Origin of the sequence: Nocardioides agariphilus, assembly GCF_015352445.1 — a bacterium.
Lineage (GTDB): Bacteria > Actinomycetota > Actinomycetes > Propionibacteriales > Nocardioidaceae > Nocardioides > Nocardioides agariphilus.
Genome location: NZ_JADKPO010000025.1, coordinates 1 through 22,435, shown reverse-complemented (window position 1 = coordinate 22,435; position 22,435 = coordinate 1). Strand labels below are relative to the sequence as shown.

General features: G+C 70.1%; 25 protein-coding genes. 12 read left to right on the top strand and 13 right to left on the bottom strand.

What is annotated here, in order from left to right; genetic code table 11:
- Positions 1 to 39 precede the first annotated feature (39 nt).
- The 8 genes from ISU10_RS16785 to ISU10_RS16750 are packed head-to-tail and all read left to right on the top strand — an operon-like array spanning position 40 to position 7,339.
- Positions 40 to 1,245, top strand: coding sequence for a pyridoxal-phosphate-dependent aminotransferase family protein (locus tag ISU10_RS16785; RefSeq protein ID WP_194697577.1), 1,206 nt, complete (start codon positions 40 to 42; stop codon positions 1,243 to 1,245).
- A complete protein-coding gene (locus ISU10_RS16780; protein WP_194697576.1) occupies positions 1,242 to 2,195 on the top strand; it encodes an HpcH/HpaI aldolase/citrate lyase family protein in 954 nt (317 codons plus the stop codon). Before ISU10_RS16785 ends, ISU10_RS16780 begins: the two co-directional genes overlap by 4 nt.
- A gap of 1 nt (position 2,196) precedes the next feature.
- Positions 2,197 to 3,399 (top strand): malate--CoA ligase subunit beta, encoded by a 1,203-nt coding sequence (locus tag ISU10_RS16775; protein WP_194697575.1) that lies wholly within the window; start codon positions 2,197 to 2,199, stop codon positions 3,397 to 3,399.
- Positions 3,383 to 4,291, top strand: a complete 909-nt coding sequence (gene sucD / locus ISU10_RS16770) for a succinate--CoA ligase subunit alpha (RefSeq protein ID WP_194697574.1) — start codon at positions 3,383 to 3,385, stop codon at positions 4,289 to 4,291. Before ISU10_RS16775 ends, sucD begins: the two co-directional genes overlap by 17 nt.
- Positions 4,288 to 4,500, top strand: a complete 213-nt coding sequence (locus ISU10_RS16765) for a hypothetical protein (protein WP_194697573.1) — start codon at positions 4,288 to 4,290, stop codon at positions 4,498 to 4,500. Before sucD ends, ISU10_RS16765 begins: the two co-directional genes overlap by 4 nt.
- A 3-nt stretch (positions 4,501 to 4,503) precedes the next feature.
- On the top strand, positions 4,504 to 5,451 hold the full coding sequence (locus tag ISU10_RS16760; RefSeq protein ID WP_194697572.1) for a LysR family transcriptional regulator: 948 nt from the start codon (positions 4,504 to 4,506) through the stop codon (positions 5,449 to 5,451).
- Positions 5,452 to 5,492: 41 nt separating this feature from the next.
- On the top strand, positions 5,493 to 6,473 hold the full coding sequence (locus ISU10_RS16755; RefSeq protein WP_194697571.1) for a hypothetical protein: 981 nt from the start codon (positions 5,493 to 5,495) through the stop codon (positions 6,471 to 6,473).
- Positions 6,470 to 7,339: a phosphoribulokinase gene (locus ISU10_RS16750; RefSeq protein ID WP_194697570.1), complete on the top strand. Its 870-nt coding sequence runs from the start codon at positions 6,470 to 6,472 to the stop codon at positions 7,337 to 7,339. Before ISU10_RS16755 ends, ISU10_RS16750 begins: the two co-directional genes overlap by 4 nt.
- 7 nt (positions 7,340 to 7,346) lie before the next feature.
- Here the strand turns inward: ISU10_RS16750 and ISU10_RS16745 are convergent, their stop codons facing one another.
- The 9 genes from ISU10_RS16745 to ISU10_RS16705 all read right to left on the bottom strand — a co-directional run bounded on the left by ISU10_RS16745 (position 7,347) and on the right by ISU10_RS16705 (position 15,610).
- Positions 7,347 to 7,988, bottom strand: a complete 642-nt coding sequence (locus ISU10_RS16745; protein ID WP_194697569.1) for a response regulator transcription factor — start codon at positions 7,986 to 7,988, stop codon at positions 7,347 to 7,349.
- 59 nt (positions 7,989 to 8,047) lie between these two features.
- A complete protein-coding gene (locus tag ISU10_RS16740; RefSeq protein WP_194697568.1) occupies positions 8,048 to 9,313 on the bottom strand; it encodes an MFS transporter in 1,266 nt (421 codons plus the stop codon).
- 43 nt (positions 9,314 to 9,356) lie between these two features.
- Positions 9,357 to 10,748, bottom strand: a complete 1,392-nt coding sequence (locus ISU10_RS16735) for a pyridoxal phosphate-dependent decarboxylase family protein (protein ID WP_194697567.1) — start codon at positions 10,746 to 10,748, stop codon at positions 9,357 to 9,359.
- The gene (locus ISU10_RS16730; protein WP_194697566.1) at positions 10,745 to 11,785 is read right to left on the bottom strand and encodes a 1-aminocyclopropane-1-carboxylate deaminase; all 1,041 of its coding nucleotides are present in this window, start codon (positions 11,783 to 11,785) and stop codon (positions 10,745 to 10,747) included. Before ISU10_RS16730 ends, ISU10_RS16735 begins: the two co-directional genes overlap by 4 nt.
- 558 nt (positions 11,786 to 12,343) lie before the next feature.
- Entirely contained in the window at positions 12,344 to 13,582 is a 1,239-nt protein-coding gene (locus ISU10_RS16725; protein WP_194697565.1) for an ATP-grasp domain-containing protein, read from the bottom strand.
- Positions 13,575 to 14,381 carry an alanyl-tRNA editing protein gene (locus ISU10_RS16720; protein ID WP_194697564.1) on the bottom strand — a complete coding sequence of 269 codons (807 nt, stop codon included), beginning with the start codon at positions 14,379 to 14,381 and terminating at the stop codon, positions 13,575 to 13,577. Before ISU10_RS16720 ends, ISU10_RS16725 begins: the two co-directional genes overlap by 8 nt.
- Before the next feature lie 137 nt (positions 14,382 to 14,518).
- Entirely contained in the window at positions 14,519 to 15,013 is a 495-nt protein-coding gene (locus ISU10_RS16715) for a PaaI family thioesterase (protein WP_194697563.1), read from the bottom strand.
- Complete coding sequence (locus tag ISU10_RS16710) at positions 15,003 to 15,149, bottom strand: hypothetical protein (RefSeq protein WP_194697562.1); 147 nt, start codon at positions 15,147 to 15,149, stop codon at positions 15,003 to 15,005. Before ISU10_RS16710 ends, ISU10_RS16715 begins: the two co-directional genes overlap by 11 nt.
- On the bottom strand, positions 15,146 to 15,610 hold the full coding sequence (locus tag ISU10_RS16705) for a DUF2867 domain-containing protein (protein WP_194697561.1): 465 nt from the start codon (positions 15,608 to 15,610) through the stop codon (positions 15,146 to 15,148). Before ISU10_RS16705 ends, ISU10_RS16710 begins: the two co-directional genes overlap by 4 nt.
- A gap of 56 nt (positions 15,611 to 15,666) precedes the next feature.
- Here ISU10_RS16705 and ISU10_RS16700 point away from each other — a divergent pair, with 56 nt between their 5' ends.
- The 3 genes from ISU10_RS16700 to ISU10_RS16690 all read left to right on the top strand — a co-directional run bounded on the left by ISU10_RS16700 (position 15,667) and on the right by ISU10_RS16690 (position 18,420).
- Entirely contained in the window at positions 15,667 to 16,260 is a 594-nt protein-coding gene (locus tag ISU10_RS16700) for a TetR/AcrR family transcriptional regulator (protein WP_228501203.1), read from the top strand.
- A 19-nt stretch (positions 16,261 to 16,279) separates the two neighbouring features.
- Positions 16,280 to 17,944 (top strand): phosphoglucomutase (alpha-D-glucose-1,6-bisphosphate-dependent), encoded by a 1,665-nt coding sequence (gene pgm, locus ISU10_RS16695; RefSeq protein WP_194697559.1) that lies wholly within the window; start codon positions 16,280 to 16,282, stop codon positions 17,942 to 17,944.
- 125 nt (positions 17,945 to 18,069) lie between these two features.
- Positions 18,070 to 18,420: a YciI family protein gene (locus ISU10_RS16690; RefSeq protein WP_267239179.1), complete on the top strand. Its 351-nt coding sequence runs from the start codon at positions 18,070 to 18,072 to the stop codon at positions 18,418 to 18,420.
- A gap of 85 nt (positions 18,421 to 18,505) precedes the next feature.
- Here ISU10_RS16690 and ISU10_RS16685 read toward each other — a convergent pair whose 3' ends face one another.
- Together ISU10_RS16685 and ISU10_RS16680 are read right to left on the bottom strand one after the other, a co-directional pair.
- Positions 18,506 to 18,838: a hypothetical protein gene (locus tag ISU10_RS16685; protein ID WP_194697557.1), complete on the bottom strand. Its 333-nt coding sequence runs from the start codon at positions 18,836 to 18,838 to the stop codon at positions 18,506 to 18,508.
- Between the two features lie 94 nt (positions 18,839 to 18,932).
- Positions 18,933 to 20,078 (bottom strand): epoxide hydrolase family protein, encoded by a 1,146-nt coding sequence (locus ISU10_RS16680; protein WP_194697556.1) that lies wholly within the window; start codon positions 20,076 to 20,078, stop codon positions 18,933 to 18,935.
- Between the two features lie 45 nt (positions 20,079 to 20,123).
- Here ISU10_RS16680 and ISU10_RS16675 point away from each other — a divergent pair, with 45 nt between their 5' ends.
- Positions 20,124 to 21,089: a helix-turn-helix transcriptional regulator gene (locus ISU10_RS16675; protein ID WP_194697555.1), complete on the top strand. Its 966-nt coding sequence runs from the start codon at positions 20,124 to 20,126 to the stop codon at positions 21,087 to 21,089.
- A gap of 24 nt (positions 21,090 to 21,113) precedes the next feature.
- Here the strand turns inward: ISU10_RS16675 and ISU10_RS16670 are convergent, their stop codons facing one another.
- A complete protein-coding gene (locus ISU10_RS16670) occupies positions 21,114 to 21,896 on the bottom strand; it encodes a class I SAM-dependent methyltransferase (protein ID WP_370865548.1) in 783 nt (260 codons plus the stop codon).
- Positions 21,897 to 22,008: 112 nt separating this feature from the next.
- Positions 22,009 to 22,435, bottom strand: a 427-nt coding sequence (locus ISU10_RS16665) for an HNH endonuclease signature motif containing protein (protein WP_194697553.1), incomplete at its 5' end; no start/stop codon positions are given.

Below are 22,435 nucleotides of genomic sequence, written 5' to 3'. Positions count from 1 at the left end.
CTCTGGTAGTCAGGACCTCCTCATCCCTACCGTTTGCGCATGCCGAGCGGCCCTACGCATCTGTTCATCCCCGGACCGACCAACGTGCCCGAGGTCGTACGCCGCGCCGTCAACGTGCCGATGCAGGACCACCGGGCGCCTGACTTCCCGGAGCTCACCGGCAGCATCTTCGAAGACCTCAAGACCGTCTTCGCGAACTCGACCGGGCGGGTCTTCGTGTTCGCCGCCTCGGGCACCGGAGCCTGGGAAGCCGCGATCACCAACACGCTGCGCCGCGGCGACCGCGTGCTGATGGCGAGGTACGGCCAGTTCTCCCACCTCTGGGTCGAGATGGCGACGCGGCTGGGGCTCGACGTGGTCTGCCTCGACGTCCCCTGGGGCGAGGGCGTCCCCGTCGACCAGTACGCCGAGCACCTGGCCGCCGACCCCGGCATCCGCGCGGTCTTCGTGACGCACAACGAGACCTCCACCGGGGTGACCTCCGACGTCGCCGCCGTGCGGCGGGCGATGGACGCCGCGGGGTCCGAGGCGCTGCTCTTCGTCGACGGGGTCTCCTCGATCGCCTCGATCGACTTCGAGCAGGACGCGTGGGGAGTCGACCTCGCCGTCTCGGGATCCCAGAAGGGCTTCATGCTGCCGCCGGGCCTGGCCTTCCTCAGCGTGTCCCTCAAGGCGCTCGAGGCCAACGCCGCGGTCGACGGCACGGTCGACGGCACGGACCGGGCCATGAGCCCCAGCTACTTCTCCTTCGCGAGCATGGCAACGGCCAACGACACCGGCTACTTCCCGCAGACCCCGCCGACCCAGCTGCTGCACGGCCTCCGTGCCTCACTGGACCTGTTGCTCGACGAAGGTCTCCCGCAGGTCTACGCGCGCCACTACCGGCTGGCCGAAGGGGTCCGACGCGGCGTCGCCGCACTCGGGCTCGACCTGTGCGCCACCGACCCGGCGCAGTACTCCGACACCGTCTCGGCGATCCGCGTCCCCCACGACGTCGACAGCGGCGACGTGGTGCGCATCGCCTACCACCGCTACCGCACGTCGTTCGGCGCCGGCCTGTCGAAGCTCGCCGGCCAGGTGTTCCGGATCGGGCACCTCGGTGACTGCAACGAGGTGATGTGCCTGGCCGCCCTGGCGGCCGCCGAGATCTCGCTCAACGACGCCGGCGCCAAGATCGAGCTCGGCGCAGGCGTCGCGGCGGCCCAGGCCCACTACAGCCAGCACTACCTCGAGGAGACCCGATGAGTCACACGCTCCACCCGCTTCGCCGAGCCCGCCTGCAGCGCAGCGAGCTCGCCGTCCCGGGCTCGAACCCCGACTTCATCGTGAAGGCAGCCACCAGCGAGGCCGACTACGTCTTCCTCGACCTGGAGGACGCCGTGGCGCCCTCGGAGAAGGACCAGGCGCGGACCAACGTCGTCGCCGCGCTGCGCGAGATCGACTGGCGCGGGCTGGGCAAGACCGTGTCGGTGCGCATCAACGGCCTGGACACGCCGTACATGTACCGCGACGTCGTCGACGTCATGGAGCAGGCCGGCGACCGCGTCGACACCCTGCTCGTGCCGAAGGTCGGCGTGCCCGCGGACCTCTACGTCGTGGAGACGCTCATCGACCAGATCGAGCAGGCCCGGGGCTATTCGACGCGGGTCGCGACCGAGGCCTTGATCGAGACCGCACTCGGCATGGCCAACGTGGAGGCCATCGCCGCCAGCGGCGGCCGCCTCGAGGCACTGCACTTCGGGGTCGCCGACTACGCCGCCAGCAACCGCGCGCGCACCGTCAGCATCGGCGGTCTCAACCCCGACTACCCCGGCGACCAATGGCACTTCGCGCTGAGCCGGATGATCGTCGCCTGCCGCGCCTACGGGCTGCGCGCCATCGACGGACCCTTCGGCGACTTCGGCGATCCCGACGGGTTCCGTGCCGGCGCGCGCCGCGCCGCCGCGCTCGGCGCCGAGGGCAAGTGGGCCATCCACCCCAGCCAGGTCGCGCTGGCCAACGAGGTCTTCAGCCCGCCGCCGGCAGAGGTCGACCGCGCGGGGAGGATCGTCGCCGAGCTGCGCAAGGCAGAGGCCGAGGGCCGTGGTGCGGCCGCCGTCGACGGCAAGATGATCGACGCCGCCTCCGAACGGATGGCGCGCACCGTGCTCGAGATGGCCGACGCGATCGCGGCATCGTCAGCTGGGAGGCCGTGACGTGGACGTCCACGAGTACCAGGCCAAGGAGCTGCTCGCCCGCTACGGCGTGCCCATCCCACGCGGAGGCGTGGTCTACAGCCCCGAGCAGGCGACGTACCGCGCCAAGGAGCTCGGCGGCTCGGCCTGGGTCGTCAAGGCCCAGGTGCACGCCGGCGGACGTGGTGAGGCCGGCGGCGTCAAGGTCTGCACCACCGACCGCGAGGTCAACGAGGTCGCCAACCAGATGTTCGGCAGCCGCCTGGTCACCCGCCAGTCGGGGCCCGAGGGCAAGCTGGTCTACCGGCTGTACGTCGAGGAGGCCTCGCGGATCCAGCGCGAGCTGTACTTCGGGATCGTCGTCGACCGCAGTACCGAGCGGATCATGGTCGTCGGGTCCCGCGAGGGTGGCGTCGAGATCGAGGAGCTCGCCGAGCTGCGACCCGAGGCGTTGGTGAGGATCAGCGTCGAGCCGGCGTTGGGGTTCTTGGAGTTCCAGGCCCGCGAGCTCGCGTTCGCCCTCGACATCCCCTACGAGCTGGTGCCACAGGCCGTGCACGTCTTCCGCAGCGCCTACCGGGCGTTCCGCGACCTCGACGCGGCCATGGTCGAGATCAACCCCCTGGTCATCACCGACAGCTCCGCGGGAGCCAGCGAGCTGGTGGCGCTCGACGCGAAGATGTCGTTCGACGACAACGCCTTGTTCCGGCACCTCGAGATCGCCGAGCTGCGCGACCGCAGCCAGGAGGACGCCCGGGAGAGCCACGCGGCCGACCGTGGCCTGGCCTATGTCGGCCTCGACGGCGACATCGGCTGCATGATCAACGGGGCCGGCCTGGCCATGGCCACGCTCGACATGATCCAGCTCGCCGGCGGGGCCCCCGCGAACTTCCTGGACATCGGCGGAGGCGCCTCTCCCGACCGCGTGCTCAAGGCGTTCAGGGCCGTGCTCAACGACCAGAACGTGACGGCGATGCTGGTCAACATCTTCGCCGGCATCAACCGGTGCGACTGGGTCGCCCAAGGTGTCGTCGACGCGTTCGCCGCCATCGACGTGCGGATCCCCGTGGTCGTCAGACTGGCCGGCACGCACGTCGAGGAGGGTCGGGCGATCATCGCCGCCTCCGGACTTCCGATCCTGACTGCCGACACGCTCGCCGAGGCGGCCGAGCTGGTGGTCACAGCCGCACGACGAGAGAAGGTCCTCGATGGCCATCCTGCTTGATGCCCAGACCAAGGTGCTGGTCCAGGGCTTCACCGGACGGATCGGCAGCTTCCACGCGGAGGAGATGATCGCCTACGGCACGCGCGTGGTCGGGGGTGTGACCCCTGGACGTGGCGGCCAGAGCCTGCTCGGACGGCCGGTCTTCAACACCATGAAGGAGGCCGTCGTCGCGACCGGGGCCACCGCATCGATCGTGTTCGTGCCGCCGCCGTTCGCTGCCGACGCGATCATGGAGGCCGCCGACGCGGGGATCGACTACTGCGTCTGCATCACCGACGGCATCCCGACCCAGGACATGATGCGGGTCAAGCGCTACATGCGCCGCTACCGCGCCGAGTCGAGGATGCGCCTGACGGGACCCAACTGCGCGGGCACCATCACCCCCGGCGCGGCGCTGCTCGGCATCATGCCGGGCCACATCTACCTGCCGGGGCGGATCGGCATCATCGGGCGCTCCGGCACGCTCGGCTACGAGGCCGCCTCGCAGCTCAAGGCCCTGGGCATTGGCGTCTCGACCAGCGTCGGGATCGGCGGAGACCCGGTCAACGGCTCGTCGTTCCGCGACATCCTCGAGCTCTTCGAGGCCGACGAGGACACCGATGCGGTGGTGATGATCGGCGAGATCGGCGGTGGCCAGGAAGCCGAGGGAGCGGCGTACGTGCGCGACCACATGACCAAGCCGGTCATCGCCTACATCGCCGGACTCGCAGCCCCCAAGGGCCGCCGGATGGGCCACGCCGGGGCGATCGTGTCGGCCGCTGGCGAGTCGGCGCAGGAGAAGGTCGAGATCCTGCAGTCGTGCGGCATCACCGTCGCGCCGAACCCGTCGAGCATGGGGGTCACCGTCGCGGAGGTACTCGCCAGGCGAATGGACGCGGTGGGACCACGATGAGCGTCGACCTGTCCGACCGGATCGTGGTGACGCGTCCCGGCTCCGGCTCGCCCGATGGCCTCGCTCACCTGCTGTGGTGGGACACCTCGGTGCGCGCGGTCCTGGTCGAGCGCGACGCGACCGGTGCCGACTACGACGCGTACGTCGACGAGGTGCGCGCAGCGATCGAGCTCACGGGTTCAGATGCCCTCCTGCTCGTGTCATCCTGACCCGTGACCCCGGCGCGTCTCCAGTCCTTCCTCACCATCGTCGACACCGGCTCCGTGCGGGCCGCGGCCGCCCAGCTGCACGTGACCGAGTCCGCGGTGTCGGCCTCGCTCGCCGCCCTCCAGCAAGAGGTGGGCGCGACCCTGTTCGAGCGCCAGGGCCGAGGGCTGCGGCTCACCGAGTCGGGCGCCGTCTTCGCGTCGTACGCGCGCCAGATCCTGGGCCTGCTCGAGGAGAGCGTGATCGCGACCCGCAGTGGCCTGGCCCCTGCCTCCGGCCGGTTGCGGCTCGGCGCGTTCACCACGGCAGGTGAGTACCTCATGCCGGGGCTGCTCGCGGACTTCCGCACGGCGTACCCCAACGTCGAGATCACCCTCGATGTCGGGGTCCGCGACCACATCCTGCGGCGGCTTGCCGACCACCACCTCGACGTGGTCGTCGGCGGACGCCCGCTACCCGGGCGCGGCATGGTCTCGCGCGCCACGCGCGACAACTCCCTGATCGTGGTGGCCGCGCCGGGGTACGACGCCGACCTCGAGGAGGCGACCTGGCTCCTGCGCGAGTCCGGGTCCGGCACCCGGGCCACGATGCAGGCGCTCTTCGAGTCCCTGGGCATCGTGCCGCCCACGCTGGCGCTCGGCTCCCACGGGGCCGCCATCGCCTCGGCCGTGCTGGGCCTCGGACTGACCCTGGCCTCCGCCGACGCGGTCGCGTGGTACCTCGCCGAGGGCGAGCTGGTGCAGCGCCCGGTCCCGGGCACGCCGATGTCACGTCCCTGGCACCTGCTGACGACCGCGCACCCCTCGGCGACGACCTTGCTGTTCGTGGACCACCTGACCACGGGGGTGCCGGAAGAACTAGCCTTCGTGCTGCCCAGACGCGGGACCAGAAGCGGGACCAGACGCGGGACCAGACGCGGGACCAGTCGAGCGACAGCGCGAGCGGCACCTTGATGCCCAGCAGACAGCCAATCACCAAGCGGGGGTGCGGATCGATGCAGTCCACCTGGCTGCTTGCGCAACCGACACCCGGGCAGGTGCGAGCCGGAGACCCCCTGGCCGATGCCGACTTCCACCACGCGATGGCGGCTCGGGCACCGGGGCTGGCCATCCTCCTCGGGGAGCGCCTGGCGCGCAGCCGCGGCGCGGGCGGACGCACGGTCGCTGGGGCCTGGGCCGACAGCGGCGCCGACGTCACGGTGATCGCGGACGCGGATCCGCGGCACCGGTCGGGCACCCGCCTCCTCGTCGACGGTGCCGTCGCCGTCGAGCAGTGGGCGCGCGACATCCGCGCGCTCGGCGCGACGGGGGCCTGCTGGCACGCCGACCTCGACTCGCCGACCGACCAGGCCCCGCTCACGGCAACGGTCGCGGGGGCGATCACGCGTGCAGGCCTGGCACCGATGCTGTGGGTCACCGGCCCCGGGTCGTCCGTGCACGACACCGACGGCATCCGGGCGATCGGCGACCTCCTCGACCGCGCGGCGGCGGACGGGGCCGACCTCGGGCGACTGCGCGTGTGCCTGCGCGTCGACCCGTCCGCTCGAGAGTGGGGCGGACGGCTCGGCTCGCTGGTGACCGGCCTCAGCGCGGCCATCCCGCATGCGGTGGCGCAGGTCGTCGTCGTGGTCCCCCGAGACCGCCTGCACCTCGCGCAGAGCGACGCCTACGAGCTGGAGCACGCCATGGCCCACGAGAGTGCCGCCTGGCCGCTCACGCACTGCGCCGGCGACCTCGCCCTGAGACAGGTCGGGGGCTGGTGGCGCGAGCCGGGGCTGGCCCGCCGTGCGGGCAACCGGTTCGAGACCATCGTGGGCCAGCTGGCACGTCCGACCGGACCGGTCTACGTGCACCGCCACGAGTCGCCAGCCGCCCCGGGCGAGACCGGGGACCAGCCACGCACGGGCTCGCCGCGCACCTTCGACACCTCGCTGTTTCGCGGACGCTCGCTCTACCGACACCGGAGCACGCGATGAGTGCCCGCCACCCCATCATGGCGATCACCGGCTCGTCCGGCGCCGGCACGACGTCGGTCACCCGCACCATCGAGCAGATCCTGCGCCGCGAGGGCATCCGGGCGGCGATGGTGGAGGGCGACGCCTTCCACCGCTACGACCGCGCCGGGATGCAGCAGGCGATCGAGGAGCACGAGCGGGCCGGCAACCACCGCTTCTGCCACTTCACTCCCGAGGCCAACCTGCTCGTCGAGCTGGAGGAGCTGTTCGCGACGTACGGCGCGACCGGCCGCGGCGAGTTCCGCGAGTACTTCCACGACGACGACGAGGCCGGCGGTGTCGTCGGCGGCACGTTCGGCGAGTGGCAGCCGTTCGCCGACGGCACCGACCTCCTGTACTACGAGGGGCTGCACGGCGGGTACGCCGACGACCGGATCGACATCGCCCAGCACGCCGACCTGCTCGTCGGCGTCGTACCGATCATCAACCTCGAGTGGATCCAGAAGCTGCACCGCGACCGAAGCACGCGCGGGCACAGCCACGAGGAGATCGTGGCCACGATCCTGCGCCGGATGCCCGACTACATCGAGCACATCTGCCCGCAGTTCTCGCGCACGGACGTGAACTTCCAACGAGTGCCCCACGTCGACACCTCGAACCCGTTCATCGCCAGGCACATCCCGACGCTCGACGAGAGCACGCTGGTGATCCGGTTCCGCGACCCGCACGACATCGACTTCTCCTACCTGCTGACGATGCTGCACGACTCGTTCATGTCGCGGCCCAACACGATCGTCGTACCGGGCGGGAAGATGGAGTTGGCGATGCAGCTGATCTTCACGCCGATGATCCTGCGGCTGATGGAGAACCGTCGCCGCACCATGTGAGGGTCGCTCAGGCCAGTCCGCCCGGACCGTCCATGAGGCCCGGGCCGGCGTCGTCGCTCGGTGGCTCGAAGCCGTGCTGGATGCACCAGACGACGGCCTGGCTGCGGCTCGTCGCGCCGATGCGACGGTAGGCCGAACGGATGTAGGACTTCACCGAGTTGATCGACAAGAAGCACTCGTCGGCGATCTGCTGGTTGCTCAGGCCGAGGGTGAGCAGCCGCAGGACCTCGGTCTCCCGAGGGGTCAGGCCGACCTCCTCGCCCAGCACGGCGTAGGGACCCGAGGCGTCGTTGCCCGGGCCGTCGGCATCAGGCTGCCCTTCGCCCGCGACGGCCGAGCAGATCACCTCGATGATCTCGTCGACGTCGCCGGCCAACGTCACGCACGCATCGACACCCTTGGCGATCGCCCGCGCCGCCAGGTCGGGGCGCAGGTCACGAGCCATCGCGACCACCGCGGAGTGGTAGTCCTTCACGAAGCGGTCCAGCTCGTCGCCCTCGCCCTCGTGGAGCTCGACGACGTCGTAGAGGATGACGTCGGGCTGCTGGTCGTCAGGGGCTGCCGGGTCGAGCTCGATGACCTCGATGGCACCGGGCCGGGTCGCGAACATCCCAGCGAGGCCGGTGTGCACGATCTCGTGCGGACTCACGATCGCTGCTGTGACAGGGCCCTCCCCCACGCGGGTACTCTCGCACACCCCGAGGTGCCCTAGCGGCCTGGCCAGACCTCGGCCACAGCGGCTGTGTCGGCCATCATCCGCAGGGGTGAGGTCCAGGCGACGGCCGTTGCGACGACCTCGGCCAGCGACAGCACCACGAGGGTTGCGAACAGCCCGATCCAGCCCACCAGCAGGCCGGCGACGAAGGCGCCGGCGGTCCACCCGAAGCCCCAGGCAAGCATCCGGCCGGCAGTGTTGACGCGACCGAGCAGATGCTCAGGAGTCACCTGCTGGCGGTAGGTGATGGTGTTGACCACGACCAGCTGGTGGAAGACGCCCCAGACCACCAGCGCGACGCCCGCCACCGACCACGACGTGACGAACGGCAGCGTCACCCCCAAGGCTGCCGAGCACGGCACCGCGACCAGCGCGATCCGCGCCGCGGCGAAGCGCCGCACCAGACGAGGTAGCGCCAGGGATGCCGCCAGTCCGCCCACCGACCAGGCACCGAACACCAGGCCGAAGCGGAGCCCCTCGGTGCCGACGCCGAGCCGTTGGTCGATCCAGACCACCATCAGCGCGAGGAAGCCACCGGCACCGAAGCACTGCAGCCAGCCGATGATCGTGAAGGACCGCACGCCCGGGTGGCGCACGAGGAAGGCGAGCCCCTCACGGATGTCGGCGAGGATCAGGCGACCCGTAAGCGGCGCGCGCTCGCGCGTGGCGTCGTACATCGGGCGCACGATCCCGCCGATCAGGGCGGCCGAGACAGCGAAGGTCAACGCGTCGAAACCCAGTAACCACGCGGGATGCGCGAACGCGAGCACCACGCCGACCGCTGAGGGCGCCACCATCTCGATCACGCTGCTGGCCGCCCACGACACCGAGTTGGCCTCGGCGATGCGGCTGCGTCCGACCAGCATCGGCAGCGCGCCGAAGACGGCACCGTCGAAGAACACGCCGATCGTCGGGCCGAGGAAGGCCACCACCAGGACGTGGGGGACGGTGAGGTGCCACACCAGGTCGGCCAGCGGCACGGTCGCGACCAGCAAGGCACTGAGGACGTCGGCGCTGACCATCACCTTCTTGCGGTTCCAGCGATCGGTCAGCGCACCGGAGAAGAGCCCGAACAGCAGGTACGGCGCGGCCTCGCACGCCGCCACGAGGGCCGTCAGGCTGGCGGACCCGGACGTGCGGTAGACGATGATCGGCAAGGTGACGAGCGTGACCATGCTGCCCGCGACCGACAGCTGTCGCGAGAGGAAGTAGCGGAGGAACTGGCGATCCCGGAGGACGTCATACGAAGTGGTCGCCATGGCGACCAGATCGTATGACGTCCCGGGCGGCGCGAGCTGGTGGTCAGCCGGAGATCGCGCCCACCCGCGCCGCCGAAGCCAGGATCGCTGCCGCTGACCGGTCGATGTCGGCCTCGGTCGTCGTGGCGTTGGAGACCGAGATGCGCAGCAGGCGCTGGTCGTGCCAGGTGGTCGCGCCGAGCCAGCACGTACCTTCGCGCTGCACCTCGGCGACGATGGCGTCGGTCTTCGACAGGTCGCCGAAGCCGACCAGCACCTGGTTGAGCATCACGTCGTTGGCGATGGTGGCGCCACCTTCGGCGAGCCGCTCGGCCATCCGGCCGGCGAGGGCGCAGCAGCGCTCGACGAGGTCGGCGACGCCGGATCGGCCGAGCTCGCGCAGGGCGGCCCAGACGGCGAAGCCGCGAGCGCGTCGCGAGGAGTCCGGGACCAGGTCACCCAGGGAGTACGTCGCTCCTCCGGACCCCGTGAGGTAGGCCGCGGCGTAGGACATGGTGCGCCCGTGCAGGGCCGGGTCGCGCACGATCGCCAGGCCGCTGTCGTAAGGGACGTTGAGCCACTTGTGCGCGTCGGTCGACCACGAGTCGGCCAGTCCCACCCCGTCCACGAGATGAGCCCGGCGAGGTGCGGCCGCCGCCCACAGCCCGAAGGCCCCGTCGACGTGCACCCACGCGCCGGCGTCTCGGGCGAGCGGGATGGCGCGGGCGAAATCGTCGGATGCGCCCGTGTTCACGTTGCCGGCCTGGAGGCAGACGATCGTGGGTCGCTCGCGATCTTGCGAGAGCACCCGGGCGAGGTCATCGACGTCGAGCGCACCCTGGTCGTCGGTGATCACGGGCACGAGCGACGACGTGCCGAGGCCGAGCAGCTTGAGGGACCGGTCGATCGTGCCGTGCCGCTCGAAGCCGGTCACCACCCGCACGCGCGGCGCCCCGATCAGGCCACCGGCCTCGACGTCGTACCCGTGCTGGGCCAGCACCCAGTGGCGTCCACACGCGATGCCGACCGTGTTGCCGCCCTGCGCACCGGTCACGAACCCGACCGAGGCGTCCCGCGGCAGGCCGAGGAGCTCCTTGACCCAGCCGCCGGCCGCGAGTTCGGCCCCTTCGGCTGCCGGCGACAGGGCTGCGCTGAACGCGTTCTGGTCCCAGCCGGCGGTGAGGATGTCGGCGGCGGTCGAGGCCGGCGAGGAGCCGCCGATCACGAACCCGAAGTAGCGCGGGCCGACCGTGCGCACCAGGTGAGCGTCGGCTGCCGCGACCAGCTCGTCGACCACGACGCTGGCCGGCGTCGGGCCGTCGGGGAGCGGCAGGTCGAAGGCCGCGTGCGCATCCTCTCGCGACGATCCGCCGGACACCGGAACCTCGCCAGCCGTACGCCGGTAGTCGGCAGCAGCGCGTGCTGCTCGGACGAACAGCTCCTCCAGCTCGCTCACTCGCCGACTCGCCTCGTAGCCGAGAACAGAGCCGAGTAGGCGTTGAGCGCCGGCTGCCCGCCGAGGTGTGCGTAGAGCACGTTGCTGTCGGCGGGTATCTCGCGCTGGCTCACCAGGTCGATGAGGCCCGCCATGGACTTGCCTTCGTAGACCGGGTCGATGATGACGCCCTCGAGCTGACCGGTCAGCCGGATCGCGTCGAGCGTCGACTGCACGGGGATGCCGTAGAGGTCACCGGCCCAGCCTTCGAGCACGGTGATCTCGTCGTCGCGCAGGTCGCGGCCCACGTCGATGAGCTCGGCCGTGCGGCGGGCGATACGGGCGACCTGGTCGCGCGTCTTGTCGAGGGTGGCGCTGGCGTCGATCCCGACGACCCGCCGCGGCCGGCCGCCGGCCGCCTCGAGCGCCGCGAACCCGGCGATCATGCCGGCGTGGGTCGAGCCCGTCACGGTGCAGACCACGATGGTGTCGAAGAAGACGCCGAGCTCCTCTTCCTGCTGCGCGACCTCGTAGGCCCAGTTGGCGAAGCCCATGCCGCCGAGCGGGTGGTCGCTCGCGCCGGCCGGGATCGCGTAGGGCGTGCCGCCCCGCTCCTGGACGTCGGCGATGGCCTGCTTCCAGGAGTCCCGGAAGCCGATGTCGAACCCGGCGTCGTCCAGACGCACCTCCGCGCCCATGATCCGGCTCAGCATGATGTTGCCGACCCGGTCGTTGACGCTGTCGGGCCAGTCGACCCACTTCTCCTGCACCAGCACGCACTTCATCCCGAGGTGGGCGGCGACGGCCGCGACCTGTCGGGTGTGGTTGGACTGGTAGCCGCCGATGCTCACCAACGTGTCCGCGCCCTGCGCGATCGCCTCGGGCACGAGGTACTCCAGCTTGCGGACCTTGTTGCCGCCGAAGGCCAGGCCGCAGTTGCAGTCCTCGCGCTTGGCCCAGATACGCGCACCCCCGAGATGGCTGCTCAGCCGATCGAGCGGGTGGATCGGGCTCGGCCCGAACGTCAACAGATGCCGTGGGAAGTCCGCGATGCTCATGCGCGAACGCTACTCATCCGCTGGTTGAGGAAGGCGCGCTAGCGCCTGTCTCGAAACCCGGCGAGCCGCCGCGCGATGGTTTCGAGACGGTTGCTGCGCAACCTCCTCAACCAGCGACCACCCCCGCTGGTTGAGGAAGGCGCGCCAGCGCCTGTCTCGAAACCCGGCGAGCCGCCCGCCCGATGGTTTCGAGACGGTTGCTGCGCAACCTCCTCAACCAGCGACCACCCCCGCTGGTTGAGGAAGGCGCGCTAGCGCCTGTCTCGAAACCCGGCGAGCCGCCCGCCCAGTGGTTTCGAGACGGTTGCTGCGCAACCTCCTCAACCAGCGACCACCCAACCTCCTCAACCAGCGACCACCCCCGCTGGTTGAGGAAGGCGCGCTAGCGCCTGTCTCGAAACCAGACGAGCCGCCCGCCCCATGGTTTCGAGACGGTTGCTGCGCAACCTCCTCAACCAGCGACCACCCCCGGTGGTTGAGGAAGGCGCGCCAGCGCCTGTCTCGAAACCCGGCGAGCCGCCCGCCCCATGGTTTCGAGCCGGTTGCTGCGCAACCTCCTCAACCGGCGACCGGCTTGTTGTCGGCGGCCCAGAGGTCGGTGAAGCCCTTGAAGTGAGCCATGAACTGGTCCTGCTCGTGGACCGGGTACGTCGCCGCGACGGTCTCGCGCAGCAGGCGCTCGAAGTCGGGCGAGGTGACCCAGTCGTGGACCTGCTCGTCGAGGTGCGGGAGGTTCTCGGCGCACCACTGCCAGTAGCTGGCCGAGTCGAAGTGCTCGTCGGCGAGCGCGAGATAGGCGGTGAGCTTGGCGTCGTACGACATCGACTCGTCGTCGGCGATGTCGAAGTACTTGCGGGTGTGCAGGTCGACGCGGCTCTTGCGCCCGGTCGCGAGGGTGAAGACCGACCAGCGCACCAGCGCCGAGATCGCCCAGGGGAAGTAGTAGTGCAGCGAGGTGACCGCGACGTCGGGGCAGGCGTTGGCGTAGTCGATCGGGTAGACGTCGTCGCCGGCGACCAACATCTCGCAGGAGTTGAACTCCCAGGCGAAGAAGGCGTTGACGATGCGCGAGATCGCCATCGCCTCGCTGCCGGCCTTCTCGCTGAGGAAGCCGTGGGAGACGGCGTAGCGGTTGTGCATGGGCTCGTCGGGCCGGAACTTCATCACCATCGTCTCGGCACCGATGGACAGAGCGCGGGCGAAGTGCTCGTAGTCGACGGTGGCCTGCAGGTGCATCAGCATCTCGCCGGACTCGTCGTAGGCCTTGTGCAGCTCCTCGCGGTTGTTGATCCGCGAGACGCCGCGCCAGCCGCCGCCGTCGAACGGCTTCATGTACATCGGGTAGCCGAGCTCCTCGGCGATCTTGTCGAGGTCGAAGGCCTTGTTGTACTTCTTCGACGTGTAGGCCCAGCGCACGTTGTCGACGGGGTTCTTGTAGGGCACCAGGATCGTCTTGGGCACCTTCAGCCCGAGCCGCAGCATCGCGCAGTAGGCCGAGTGCTTCTCCATGGACTGGAAGGTGAAGGGGCTGTTGAGGAGGTAGGTGCCGTTGACCATCGCGGCCTTCTTCAGCCACTCGCGCGGGTGGTAGTACCAGTAGGCGAGGCGGTCGATGACCAGCTCGGTGCGCACGGGGTCCATCAGGTCGAACGGCTCGATCGTCAGGCGCTCGCTGCGGAAGGTGTGCGTGCTCCCGTCGGAGAGCTTGATGTCCCCCACCCGCCCGAGGATCGCCTCGAAGGCCTGCGGCCAGTCCTCCTCGGCTCCGAGCAGCAGTCCGATCAGGTGGTCAGGCATCGGCGCTTCCTTCCGGTTGGGGGTCCCACGGGCTGTCCAGCACTTCCAGGCGGATCCTCTTGTTGTCCTTGCCCTTGCTCTCCGTGCCGGCGACGCGTACGCCGCCCACCTCGGCCGTCGAGAGCACGTGCGTGCCGCCGTCGGCCTGCTTGTCGAGTCCGACGATGTCGATGATCCGCAGCGGGTCGATCGCCTGGGGGATGAGGTTGGCGCTGGTGCGGATCAGGGCCGGGTCCGCGTCGGCCAGGGACCGGGGCACGAAGTCGACGAGGATCTCGTGTGCCTTCTCGATCTCCTCGTTGATCCGCCTCTCGACCTTGGCGCCGAGGTCGGCCGACATCGAGGGGAACGGGAAGTCGAGTCGTCCCTTGAGCGGCTCCATGTTGCCGCCGGTCACGGGAATCTTGTAGTCGGCCCAGATGACCCCGCACAAGATGTGCAGGGCCGTGTGGGTGCGCATCAGCTGATGGCGGCGGGTCCAGTCGAGAACTCCCTGCACCTCGGTGCCCTCGGAGACGTCGAGGTCGAGCTCGCCGACGGTGTGCCAGATCGCACCCGCCTCACGCTTGACCGAGGTGACGAACAGGGTGCCGTCAGCTGTCTGGAGGGTGCCGACGTCGTGAGGCTGCCCGCCGCCGCCGGGGTAGAACGCCGTGCGGTCGAGCCGGATGCGCCCTCCCTCGCGGTCCACCTCGACCACGCGAGCGGCGAAGTCGGTCGCGTAGGCGTCGACCGCGAACAGCTCGGTCGCGGCCAGATCGGGGGGAGGCCCAGCGTGTGGTCTGCCAGGGACGGCCATGGTTTCGACCCTAGCGAGGAGTGGCGGCCGGCGGCACCCGCCAAGCGTTCTCCCGAAACGTCAGGTCGGTGACGGACCCTGAGCTGGGGAGACCGCGCCGTGGTGGTGACGCGGACCGGGCGGAACAAGCAGGGACGTCACGACCTCCGCACCAGGCACGTGCTGCCCGCTAGCGCGATGTCGCGACCACCGGCGTCGACGACTCGCGCGGAGGCGACCATGGTGGTCCGCCCCTGGTGGTCGACCTCGCCCCAACACGTGAGTGGGCTTCCAGCCAGCACGGCTGGGCGCAGGAACCGCACGTTGAGCTCGCTGGTGACGTAACCGACCGCCGGCGGGAGCAGCGAGTGGACGGCGCATCCCATCGCGGTGTCCAGCACCGCGGCCAGCACCCCGCCGTGGACGATCCCGAACGGGTTGAGGTGGTACTCGCCGAGGTCGAGGGTGAAGCAGACCCGCCCCGGGTCGGCACTCACGGGCTCGAGGCCCACCGTGCGCACGGCAGGCGGCACGGGCAACGTCCCGGCACCGATGGCTCTCAACACGGCGAGGCCCTCATGGTCGAGCCCGGCGACGGCCGTCGGGCTCGGGTCGTCCCAGTGATAGGTGCGGCTGCGCGCGTCAGTCGACATGGCCGGCCACGAACGGGATGCCCTTGGCTGCTTCGCAGATCGCGTGCTGCGCCGCGTGCCGCGCGGCCGTAGCGGGGTCGATCACGGTCAGGAGGACGGCCGCCACGAGGCAGGCGAGGTCCGGACGCCCGATCACGGCGCCACCGCCAATGCCCTGGCTGCCCGGGCCAACATGCCGCGCGCCACCCACGGATGGATCCTGCGGACGACGGCCGAGTAGATGCGGCCGCGACGGCTGCGCACCTGGACGACGGTGCTCAGCACCACGCGTCCTGGTTCGACGAGCACCGATGCGCGGAACCCGAGGTGACCTTGGTCCACGCCGACCAGCACCTCATCGGGCCTCCAGTCCACGGTGGCGAACACGTGCTTGCCCCCAGGCTCGATGCCGACGGCGCGCACCACGATCTCGCGCACCACGAACAGTGCGCGGATCCACCCGGGTGGATGGCTGAAGATCGCGTCGGCCCATTCCTGCGGGTTGCGGCCATTGGCGTTGCGAGGCACCTGCACGGCGTAGGCGTCCGACCAGTCGACCCGTGGCAGCGACTTGGCGAGCAACGTGGTGCTGGGAACTGCGACTGCGTGAGCGTTCATGACTCCCCTTCCATACGCCTCCGTATGGAGGTTGTTCCGTACGGTACCGTATGGACATGGTGAAAGTGAAGCGCGAATCCCTGGCGCGTGCGGACTGGGTCGACGCCTCCCTCCAGGCACTGAGCAGGGGAGGCCTGGCGGCCGTGGCCGTCGAGCCGCTCGCCAAGCAGCTCCACACCACCAAGGGCAGCTTCTACTGGCACTTCGCCGACCGGAACGACCTGCTCGAGGCAACCCTGCAGCTCTGGGAGCAGCGCGAGACCGAGCTGGTGATCGCCTCCCTCGACGTGACTGCCGACGCCGCTACCCGGCTGCGCTCCTTGCTCCGGCTGGCCTTCATGTCGGTCATGGTCAACCCGGCGCACGGCCGCGGGAGCGTGGAGCTCGCCCTCCAGTCCAGCGCGTCAGAGCCCATGGTCGCGGCCACCCTGGACAGGGTGACGAGACGGCGGGTGGCGCAGCTGACCGAGCTCTTCACCGAGCTCGGCCTGACGCGAAGCCAGGCCCGGGACCGTGGCCTCCTTGCCTACACGGCCTTCCTCGGACACCTCCAGCTCGCGCACGCGACGCCGGAGATGCTGCCCCGGGGGCGCGCCTTCTCAGCCCATGTCAACCAGATCGTCGAGACGCTGGTGGGGCTGAGGCCCTGAGCAAAGGCATGATGGCGGCATGGCCACCGACCCCGGATCCCGCGCAGGCACTCTCGCCACCCCCGACGACCTCGTCGACGTCGCGCATCTCGTCACGGCCTACTACACAGGCGTTCCCGACCCGGAGAACGTCGACCAGCAGGTCGCGTTCGGCACGAGTGGACACCGGGGCAGCAGCCTCAAGACGGCGTTCAACGAGACGCACATCCTGGCCACGACCCAGGCGATCTGCGACTACCGCAAGGACCAGGGCTTCGACGGTCCGCTGTTCATCGGCCGCGACACCCACGGCCTCTCGGAGCCGGCGTGGGTCACCGCGCTCGAGGTGCTGGCCGCCAACGACGTGACCGTGCTGGTGGACGCCGACGACCGCTACACGCCGACGCCGGCCGTCTCCCACGCGATCATCAAGGCCAACGGTGGCCGGCAGACCGGATCCGGCCTCGCCGACGGCATCGTCGTCACGCCGTCGCACAACCCGCCCTACGACGGCGGCTTCAAGTACAACCCGCCCCACGGCGGTCCCGCCGACACCGACGCCACGTCCGTCATCGCCGCGCGCGCCAACGAGCTGATCCGGGGCGGGCTGGCCGAGGTGCGCCGCATCCCGTTCGCGCGGGCACGTGCCCATGCGTCGTCGTACGACTTCCTCGGCGAGTACGTCGCGGACCTGCCGTCCGTGGTCGACATCGAGGCGATTCGCCAAGCAGGCGTGCGGATCGGGGCTGACCCGCTGGGTGGTGCGAGCGTCGACTACTGGGGTGCGATCGGCGAGCGACACGGGCTCGAGCTCACCGTCGTGAACCCCCTCGTCGACCCGACGTGGCGGTTCATGACCCTCGACTGGGACGGCAAGATCCGGATGGACTGCTCGTCGCCGTCAGCGATGGCCAGCCTGATCGGACGCAAGGACGACTACGACATCGCGACCGGCAACGACGCCGACGCCGACCGCCACGGCATCGTGACGCCCGATGCGGGGCTGATGAACCCCAACCACTACCTGGCGGTGGCGATCGGCTACCTCTTCGGCGGCGCCCGGTCCGGCTGGCCCGACACCGCGCGCATCGGCAAGACCCTGGTCTCATCCTCGATGATCGACCGCGTCGCCGCGGGCCTGGACGACGGGAGGGGCAAGCCCTTGGTCGAGGTGCCGGTCGGCTTCAAGTGGTTCGTGCCAGGCCTGATCGACGGGTCGTTCGGCTTCGGCGGCGAGGAGTCCGCCGGCGCGTCGTTCCTGCGTCGCGACGGCTCCACCTGGACCACCGACAAGGACGGGATCCTCCTGTGCCTGTTGGCATCGGAGATCCTGGCCCGCACCGAGCAGACCCCGAGCCAGCACTACGCCGCGCTCGTCGCGAAGTACGGCGATCCGGCCTACGCCCGCGTCGACGCCCCCGCCAACCGCGAGCAGAAGGCCAAGCTCGGCGCCCTCTCGCCGTCGGACGTGTCGGCCACCGACCTCGCTGGCGAGCCGATCACGGCCAAGCTCACCGAGGCGCCCGGCAACGGCGCGAAGATCGGCGGCCTGAAGGTGACGACCGAGAGCGCCTGGTTCGCGGCTCGCCCGTCCGGGACCGAGGACGTCTACAAGATCTACGCCGAGTCGTTCAAGGGACCCGACCATCTGGCCGAGGTCCAGGCTGCCGCTCGTGAGGTGGTGTCGGCGGCCCTGGCTGTCTGATCCGCCCAGGAAGACGCCCGAGAAATTCTCGTCGAGCTGATGTCGAAGACGGCGGCCGCCACCCGACGTACGTGTGACAAGCACTTAGCCAGCTACCCGTAGGAGTGAGGAAGATGCCACGTTTCATGGGATTCGTGCGGATGGAAGAAGGCGTCGGCAGGCCGCCGCAGTCACTGTTCGACGCGATGGACGCCTACATCGGCGAACGAGCCGCCAACGGGACGTTCATCGACGGCGGCGGGCTCTACGGGCTGGAGGACGCCGTGAACTTCGTGGTGCGCGACGGGACGGTCAGCAGGGTCGACGGTCCCTACGCGGAGGCCAAGGAGGTCGTGGGCGGCTGGTCACTCCTGCAGTACGACTCGCTGGAGGAGGCCGTCGCCGACCAGCAGGAGTTCGCGGACATCCACGCCAAGCACTGGCCCGAGGTGACGGTCGTGGCGACCCTGCGCCAGATCTCCACGGGCCCTGAGTGATCGCAGCAGTACCAGTCGTGTGCTGAGGTGGAGGCCCTGGCGACCACCTCAGCACACGACCCACCCAGGGCAGGTGTGCGGCGCCTCAGTCGGCGTCCGGAGTCTCCGGCGTGGTGTCGTCGCCGTCGTCGCCGGTGTCAACAGTGGTCCGGGCGACGCAGGCGTCGAGCCGCGCCGTCGCGCGGGTGACCCGCTGGACCTGGGCCTTCTTGGCCTTCTTGACCTTCTTGCTCGGGTGAGCCGCGAACTTCGCGGTCAGCGCCTCGAGCTTGGCGGCGGCCCTGTCGACCTGGGCCTGCTGGGTGGCGCAGGGCGCGGCCGGCTCCTCGTCAGCCTGAGCCGACGGGATCGAGAGGGAGAACGCGCCGATGGCCACCGTCGAGACGATGGCAAGGGCGCTGTTGCGCAGCTTGTGCATGGCTGTTCCTTGGGGCGGGGGGTGGGGGGCGCGCCGAGTCGCGGCCCCAGGGTGCCAGCGCACCCTGGCGACCGCTGCCGAAACGGCGGGCTCTTTACCTGGCGACGGGACTGGTCTCGACCACCCCGAAGAAGGCCTGGAGGTCGGCCACGATCGCGTCCGGGTTCTCGAGCACCGCGAAGTGACCGCCACCCTCGAACTCCGACCAGTACTGGATGTTGGCGTTGTCGCGCTCGGCCAGCGAGCGGATCGTCTGGAAGTCGTCGGCGAAGACGGCAACTCCGAGGCGACCGGTGCTGACCACCGGCTCGCCCCCCGTCGATCGCGCCTGGGCGTGCGCCTCCTCGTAGTGGTAGCGGACCGAGCCCGCCGAGGTGTTGGTCAACCAGTACAGCGTCACCTGCTCGAGCACCTGCTCGGGCCTCACTCGTGAGGTGCCGTTGCCGAAGCTCTCGAAGAGCTCGGAGTAGGCCAGCTGCCCGACTGGGCTGTCGGACAGCGCGGCGGCGATGGTCTGCGGGCGCGAGCCGTTCATCGCGTTGTAGCCGCCGACGGACTGGAACCACTGCAGGTGCTCCAGCGCGGCGTACTCCTTCGGGCCGAAGCCCTCGAACTCCGCCGGGTCACCCGAGGGGAACGAGAACAGCTGCAGCACGTGAGCGCCGAGGAACCCCTCGGGATCGAGGATCGCCAGCTCCCGGCCGACCATCGCGCCACCGTCCGAGCCGTGCACGCCGTACGACGAGTAGCCGAGCCCCCGCATCAGCTCGTCGTAGGCACGGGCGACGCGCGCCATGGTCCAGCCGCCGTCGACGACCGGCGTCGAGAAGCCGAAGCCCGGCATCGAGGGGACGACCACATCGAAGCCGGCTTCGGTGAGCGGTCCGATGAGGGGCAGGAACTCCAGGAACGAGCCCGGGTAGGTGTGGGCGAGCAGCAGAGCCTTCGCTCCGGGGACCGCGGACCTCACGTGCACGAAGTGGATGGTCTGCCCGTCGATCTCGGTCAGGTAGTTGGGGTGGGCGTTGATCCGGGCCTCGACCTCTCGCCAGTCGAAGGCCTTCCAGCGCTCGACCATGTCGCGCAGGTACGACGTGGGGGTGCCGTAGTCCCACGAGTCGCCGGGCGCGGCCTGCGGCAGGCGGGTGTTGTCGAGGCGACGGCGCAGGTCCTCGAGGTCGGCCTGCTCGATGTGGACGGTGAACGGTCGGATGGGCTGGTTGTTCCGGGTGTCGGTCATGTCGCTGACGCTACGAGGGGTTCCGGAAGATATGGTTCCGGAATTATGGGCGAGACCGCGACTCGTACGTTGGCCCTGCTGTCCCTGCTCCAGACCCGCTCCGACTGGTCCGGCGCCGATCTGGCCCACCGCCTCGGGGTCTCTGACCGCACGATCCGCAACGACATCACGCGGCTGCGCGAGCTGGGCTACCCCGTCGATGCGGCCCGCGGGCCGGGCGGCCGCTACCGCCTCGGTGTCGGCGCCAAGCTGCCACCCCTCCTCCTCGACGACGAGGAAGCCGTGGCGGTCGCAGTCGGCCTGCGGGCCGCGACCGGGGTGGCCGGCGTCGAGGAGACCAGCGCGCGCGCCCTCGCCAAGCTCGAGCAGGTCCTGCCCGACCGGCTGCGCCGCAAGCTCACCGCCCTCGTGAGGGCGACCACGGCGGGTCCGGTCAATACCGACAGCAACGTCGAGGACCCCGAGGTCGACGCCACTGTCCTGGAGGCGATCTCACTGGCGATCCGCGACCACGACGGTCTGCGCTGCGACTACCGCGACGAGCCCATCGAGCTGGAGCCACATCACCTCGTCGCCTGGCAGCGGCGGTGGTACCTCGTCGCGCGAGATCCCCGCCGCGATGCCTGGGCGCCGTACCGCGTGGACTGGCTGAGGCTGAAGACCCCCGGCGGCCGACGGTTCGTGCCGGCCGAGTTCCCCGGCGACCTCACGGAGTTCGTCGTGCGCGAGGTCGCCCGCACCGGCTGGGCCGTCCACGCCCGCATCCGCGTCGACGCCGCACCCGAGGAGGTGCTGGCCCGCATCAACCCGGCCGTCGGCACCGTCGAGTCCCACCCTGACGGCGGCAGCGTGCTGGTCACCGGCGGCGACAGCCTGGAGGTCGTGGCCGTCTGGATCTCGATGCTCGGCATGCCCTTCCACGTCACCGAGCCACCCGCTCTCGTCGAGCACGTACGCGAGCTCGCCGAGAGGTACGCCGGCGCGCTGCCCGTGACACGAACGGCTCGCTGAAGGTTCAGCGATAGAAGGGGAGGGTCAGGACGGCCGCGAGCACGCGAACATGACGGTGCGGATGCGTCTCTCGGCGAGGTTCGCCACCTGATTGGCAGCCATCTGCCCGAACGCGTCTCCAAGGAAGGCTGCGAAGGTGGCCGGCGGTGGTCCGTCTCGTTGGATCCGGGCGCGCATCTCCTGGAACCAAGCGAGGCTCTCGTCCGACGAGTCGATTTCCGAGAGGACCACGAACCCTGCCGCTGGCAGCAGTGCGCGCATGTCTTCTGGGGTGGCGAGAAAGCTCGTCGAGGAGTCGTTGGCCCACGGCACCGGGTAGAGGACGTCGCCGCCCTCACCCTGCAGAACGTCATAGACGACGAACCTGCCGCCGGGCCGGAGCACTCGGAAGGCTTCGGCGTACAGGGCGTGCTTGTCGGAGATGTTCATCGCGACATGCACGGTCAGCACCGCGTCCACGGCTGCGTCGGGAAGCCCGGTGGCCGTTGCATCCCCCACGTGGAAGTGGGTGCGTCCGGACAGGCCAGTCCACTCCGAGAGCGCCGTCGCCACCTCGCAGAACTCGGGCGTGAGGTCGACGCCAGTGACCGTGCATCCGGCCAACTCGGCCACCGTCCGCGCGGGCCCGCCCAATCCGCTGCCGAGGTCGAGCACGTGAGATTCGGCAGTGAGGTCGAGTGCCTCGATGATTTCCAGTGTTGCCGCGCGGCCACGGATATGGAATTCGTCGACCGGAGCGAGGTCGGCCGGCCGCAGAGCGGTACGGTCCAGGCCGGCCGCGTCCAACGCGGAACTGATGGCGGCCACCAGTCCTCCAGGGCCGCCGTAGAACCTCGAGACCTGATTCACGGCGCCATGGTCGCACCGCGAGCACGCCGTGCGGTGGATCGTCTCCGGGACGGTCTGACGCTTGGACGGCCTAGTGGCGTCTGGTGTAGGTGGTGGTGCCGTCGGGGTGGTGGTGGGTGTCCCAGTTGGGGTGGTGGGCTCGGTGGTGGTGGAAGGGGCAGAGGAGTTTGCCGTCCTTCAGGCTGGTGGTGCCGCCGTGGGCCCAGGGTTGTCGGTAGTGGTGGCCGTGGCAGTAGGCGGCGGGGACGTGGCAGCCGCGGGTGGTGCATTCGGTGTCGCGTAGGTCCAGGGCTTTGCGCAGCGGGCCTTTGAAGAACCGTTGGGTGCGGCCGAGGTCGAGGACCTCGCTGTCACCGTCGAGGATGGCGGGGAGGATCGCGGCCTGGCAGGCCAGCCGTCGGGCTTGTCCGGCGGTGATCGTGTCCCCGGTGGAGGTGGTCGCGGTGCCGAGCCCGGTCAGCAGGGTTTGGTGGGGGATGGTGACGATGATGCTGGTC

What these genes read in the sequence shown, in the direction of transcription:
- ISU10_RS16785 (WP_194697577.1), top strand. Translation starts at nt 40, where the DNA reads ATGCCGAGCGGCCCTACGCATCTGTTCATCCCCGGACCGACCAACGTG.
- ISU10_RS16780 (WP_194697576.1), top strand. Translation starts at nt 1,242, where the DNA reads ATGAGTCACACGCTCCACCCGCTTCGCCGAGCCCGCCTGCAGCGCAGC.
- sucD (WP_194697574.1), top strand. Translation starts at nt 3,383, where the DNA reads ATGGCCATCCTGCTTGATGCCCAGACCAAGGTGCTGGTCCAGGGCTTC.
- ISU10_RS16765 (WP_194697573.1), top strand. Translation starts at nt 4,288, where the DNA reads ATGAGCGTCGACCTGTCCGACCGGATCGTGGTGACGCGTCCCGGCTCC.
- ISU10_RS16755 (WP_194697571.1), top strand. Translation starts at nt 5,493, where the DNA reads ATGCAGTCCACCTGGCTGCTTGCGCAACCGACACCCGGGCAGGTGCGA.
- ISU10_RS16750 (WP_194697570.1), top strand. Translation starts at nt 6,470, where the DNA reads ATGAGTGCCCGCCACCCCATCATGGCGATCACCGGCTCGTCCGGCGCC.
- ISU10_RS16740 (WP_194697568.1), bottom strand. Translation starts at nt 9,313, where the DNA reads ATGGCGACCACTTCGTATGACGTCCTCCGGGATCGCCAGTTCCTCCGC.
- ISU10_RS16730 (WP_194697566.1), bottom strand. Translation starts at nt 11,785, where the DNA reads ATGAGCATCGCGGACTTCCCACGGCATCTGTTGACGTTCGGGCCGAGC.
- ISU10_RS16725 (WP_194697565.1), bottom strand. Translation starts at nt 13,582, where the DNA reads ATGCCTGACCACCTGATCGGACTGCTGCTCGGAGCCGAGGAGGACTGG.
- ISU10_RS16720 (WP_194697564.1), bottom strand. Translation starts at nt 14,381, where the DNA reads ATGGCCGTCCCTGGCAGACCACACGCTGGGCCTCCCCCCGATCTGGCC.
- ISU10_RS16715 (WP_194697563.1), bottom strand. Translation starts at nt 15,013, where the DNA reads ATGTCGACTGACGCGCGCAGCCGCACCTATCACTGGGACGACCCGAGC.
- ISU10_RS16705 (WP_194697561.1), bottom strand. Translation starts at nt 15,610, where the DNA reads ATGAACGCTCACGCAGTCGCAGTTCCCAGCACCACGTTGCTCGCCAAG.
- ISU10_RS16700 (WP_228501203.1), top strand. Translation starts at nt 15,667, where the DNA reads ATGGTGAAAGTGAAGCGCGAATCCCTGGCGCGTGCGGACTGGGTCGAC.
- pgm (WP_194697559.1), top strand. Translation starts at nt 16,280, where the DNA reads ATGGCCACCGACCCCGGATCCCGCGCAGGCACTCTCGCCACCCCCGAC.
- ISU10_RS16690 (WP_267239179.1), top strand. Translation starts at nt 18,070, where the DNA reads ATGGGATTCGTGCGGATGGAAGAAGGCGTCGGCAGGCCGCCGCAGTCA.
- ISU10_RS16685 (WP_194697557.1), bottom strand. Translation starts at nt 18,838, where the DNA reads ATGCACAAGCTGCGCAACAGCGCCCTTGCCATCGTCTCGACGGTGGCC.
- ISU10_RS16680 (WP_194697556.1), bottom strand. Translation starts at nt 20,078, where the DNA reads ATGACCGACACCCGGAACAACCAGCCCATCCGACCGTTCACCGTCCAC.
- ISU10_RS16675 (WP_194697555.1), top strand. Translation starts at nt 20,124, where the DNA reads ATGGGCGAGACCGCGACTCGTACGTTGGCCCTGCTGTCCCTGCTCCAG.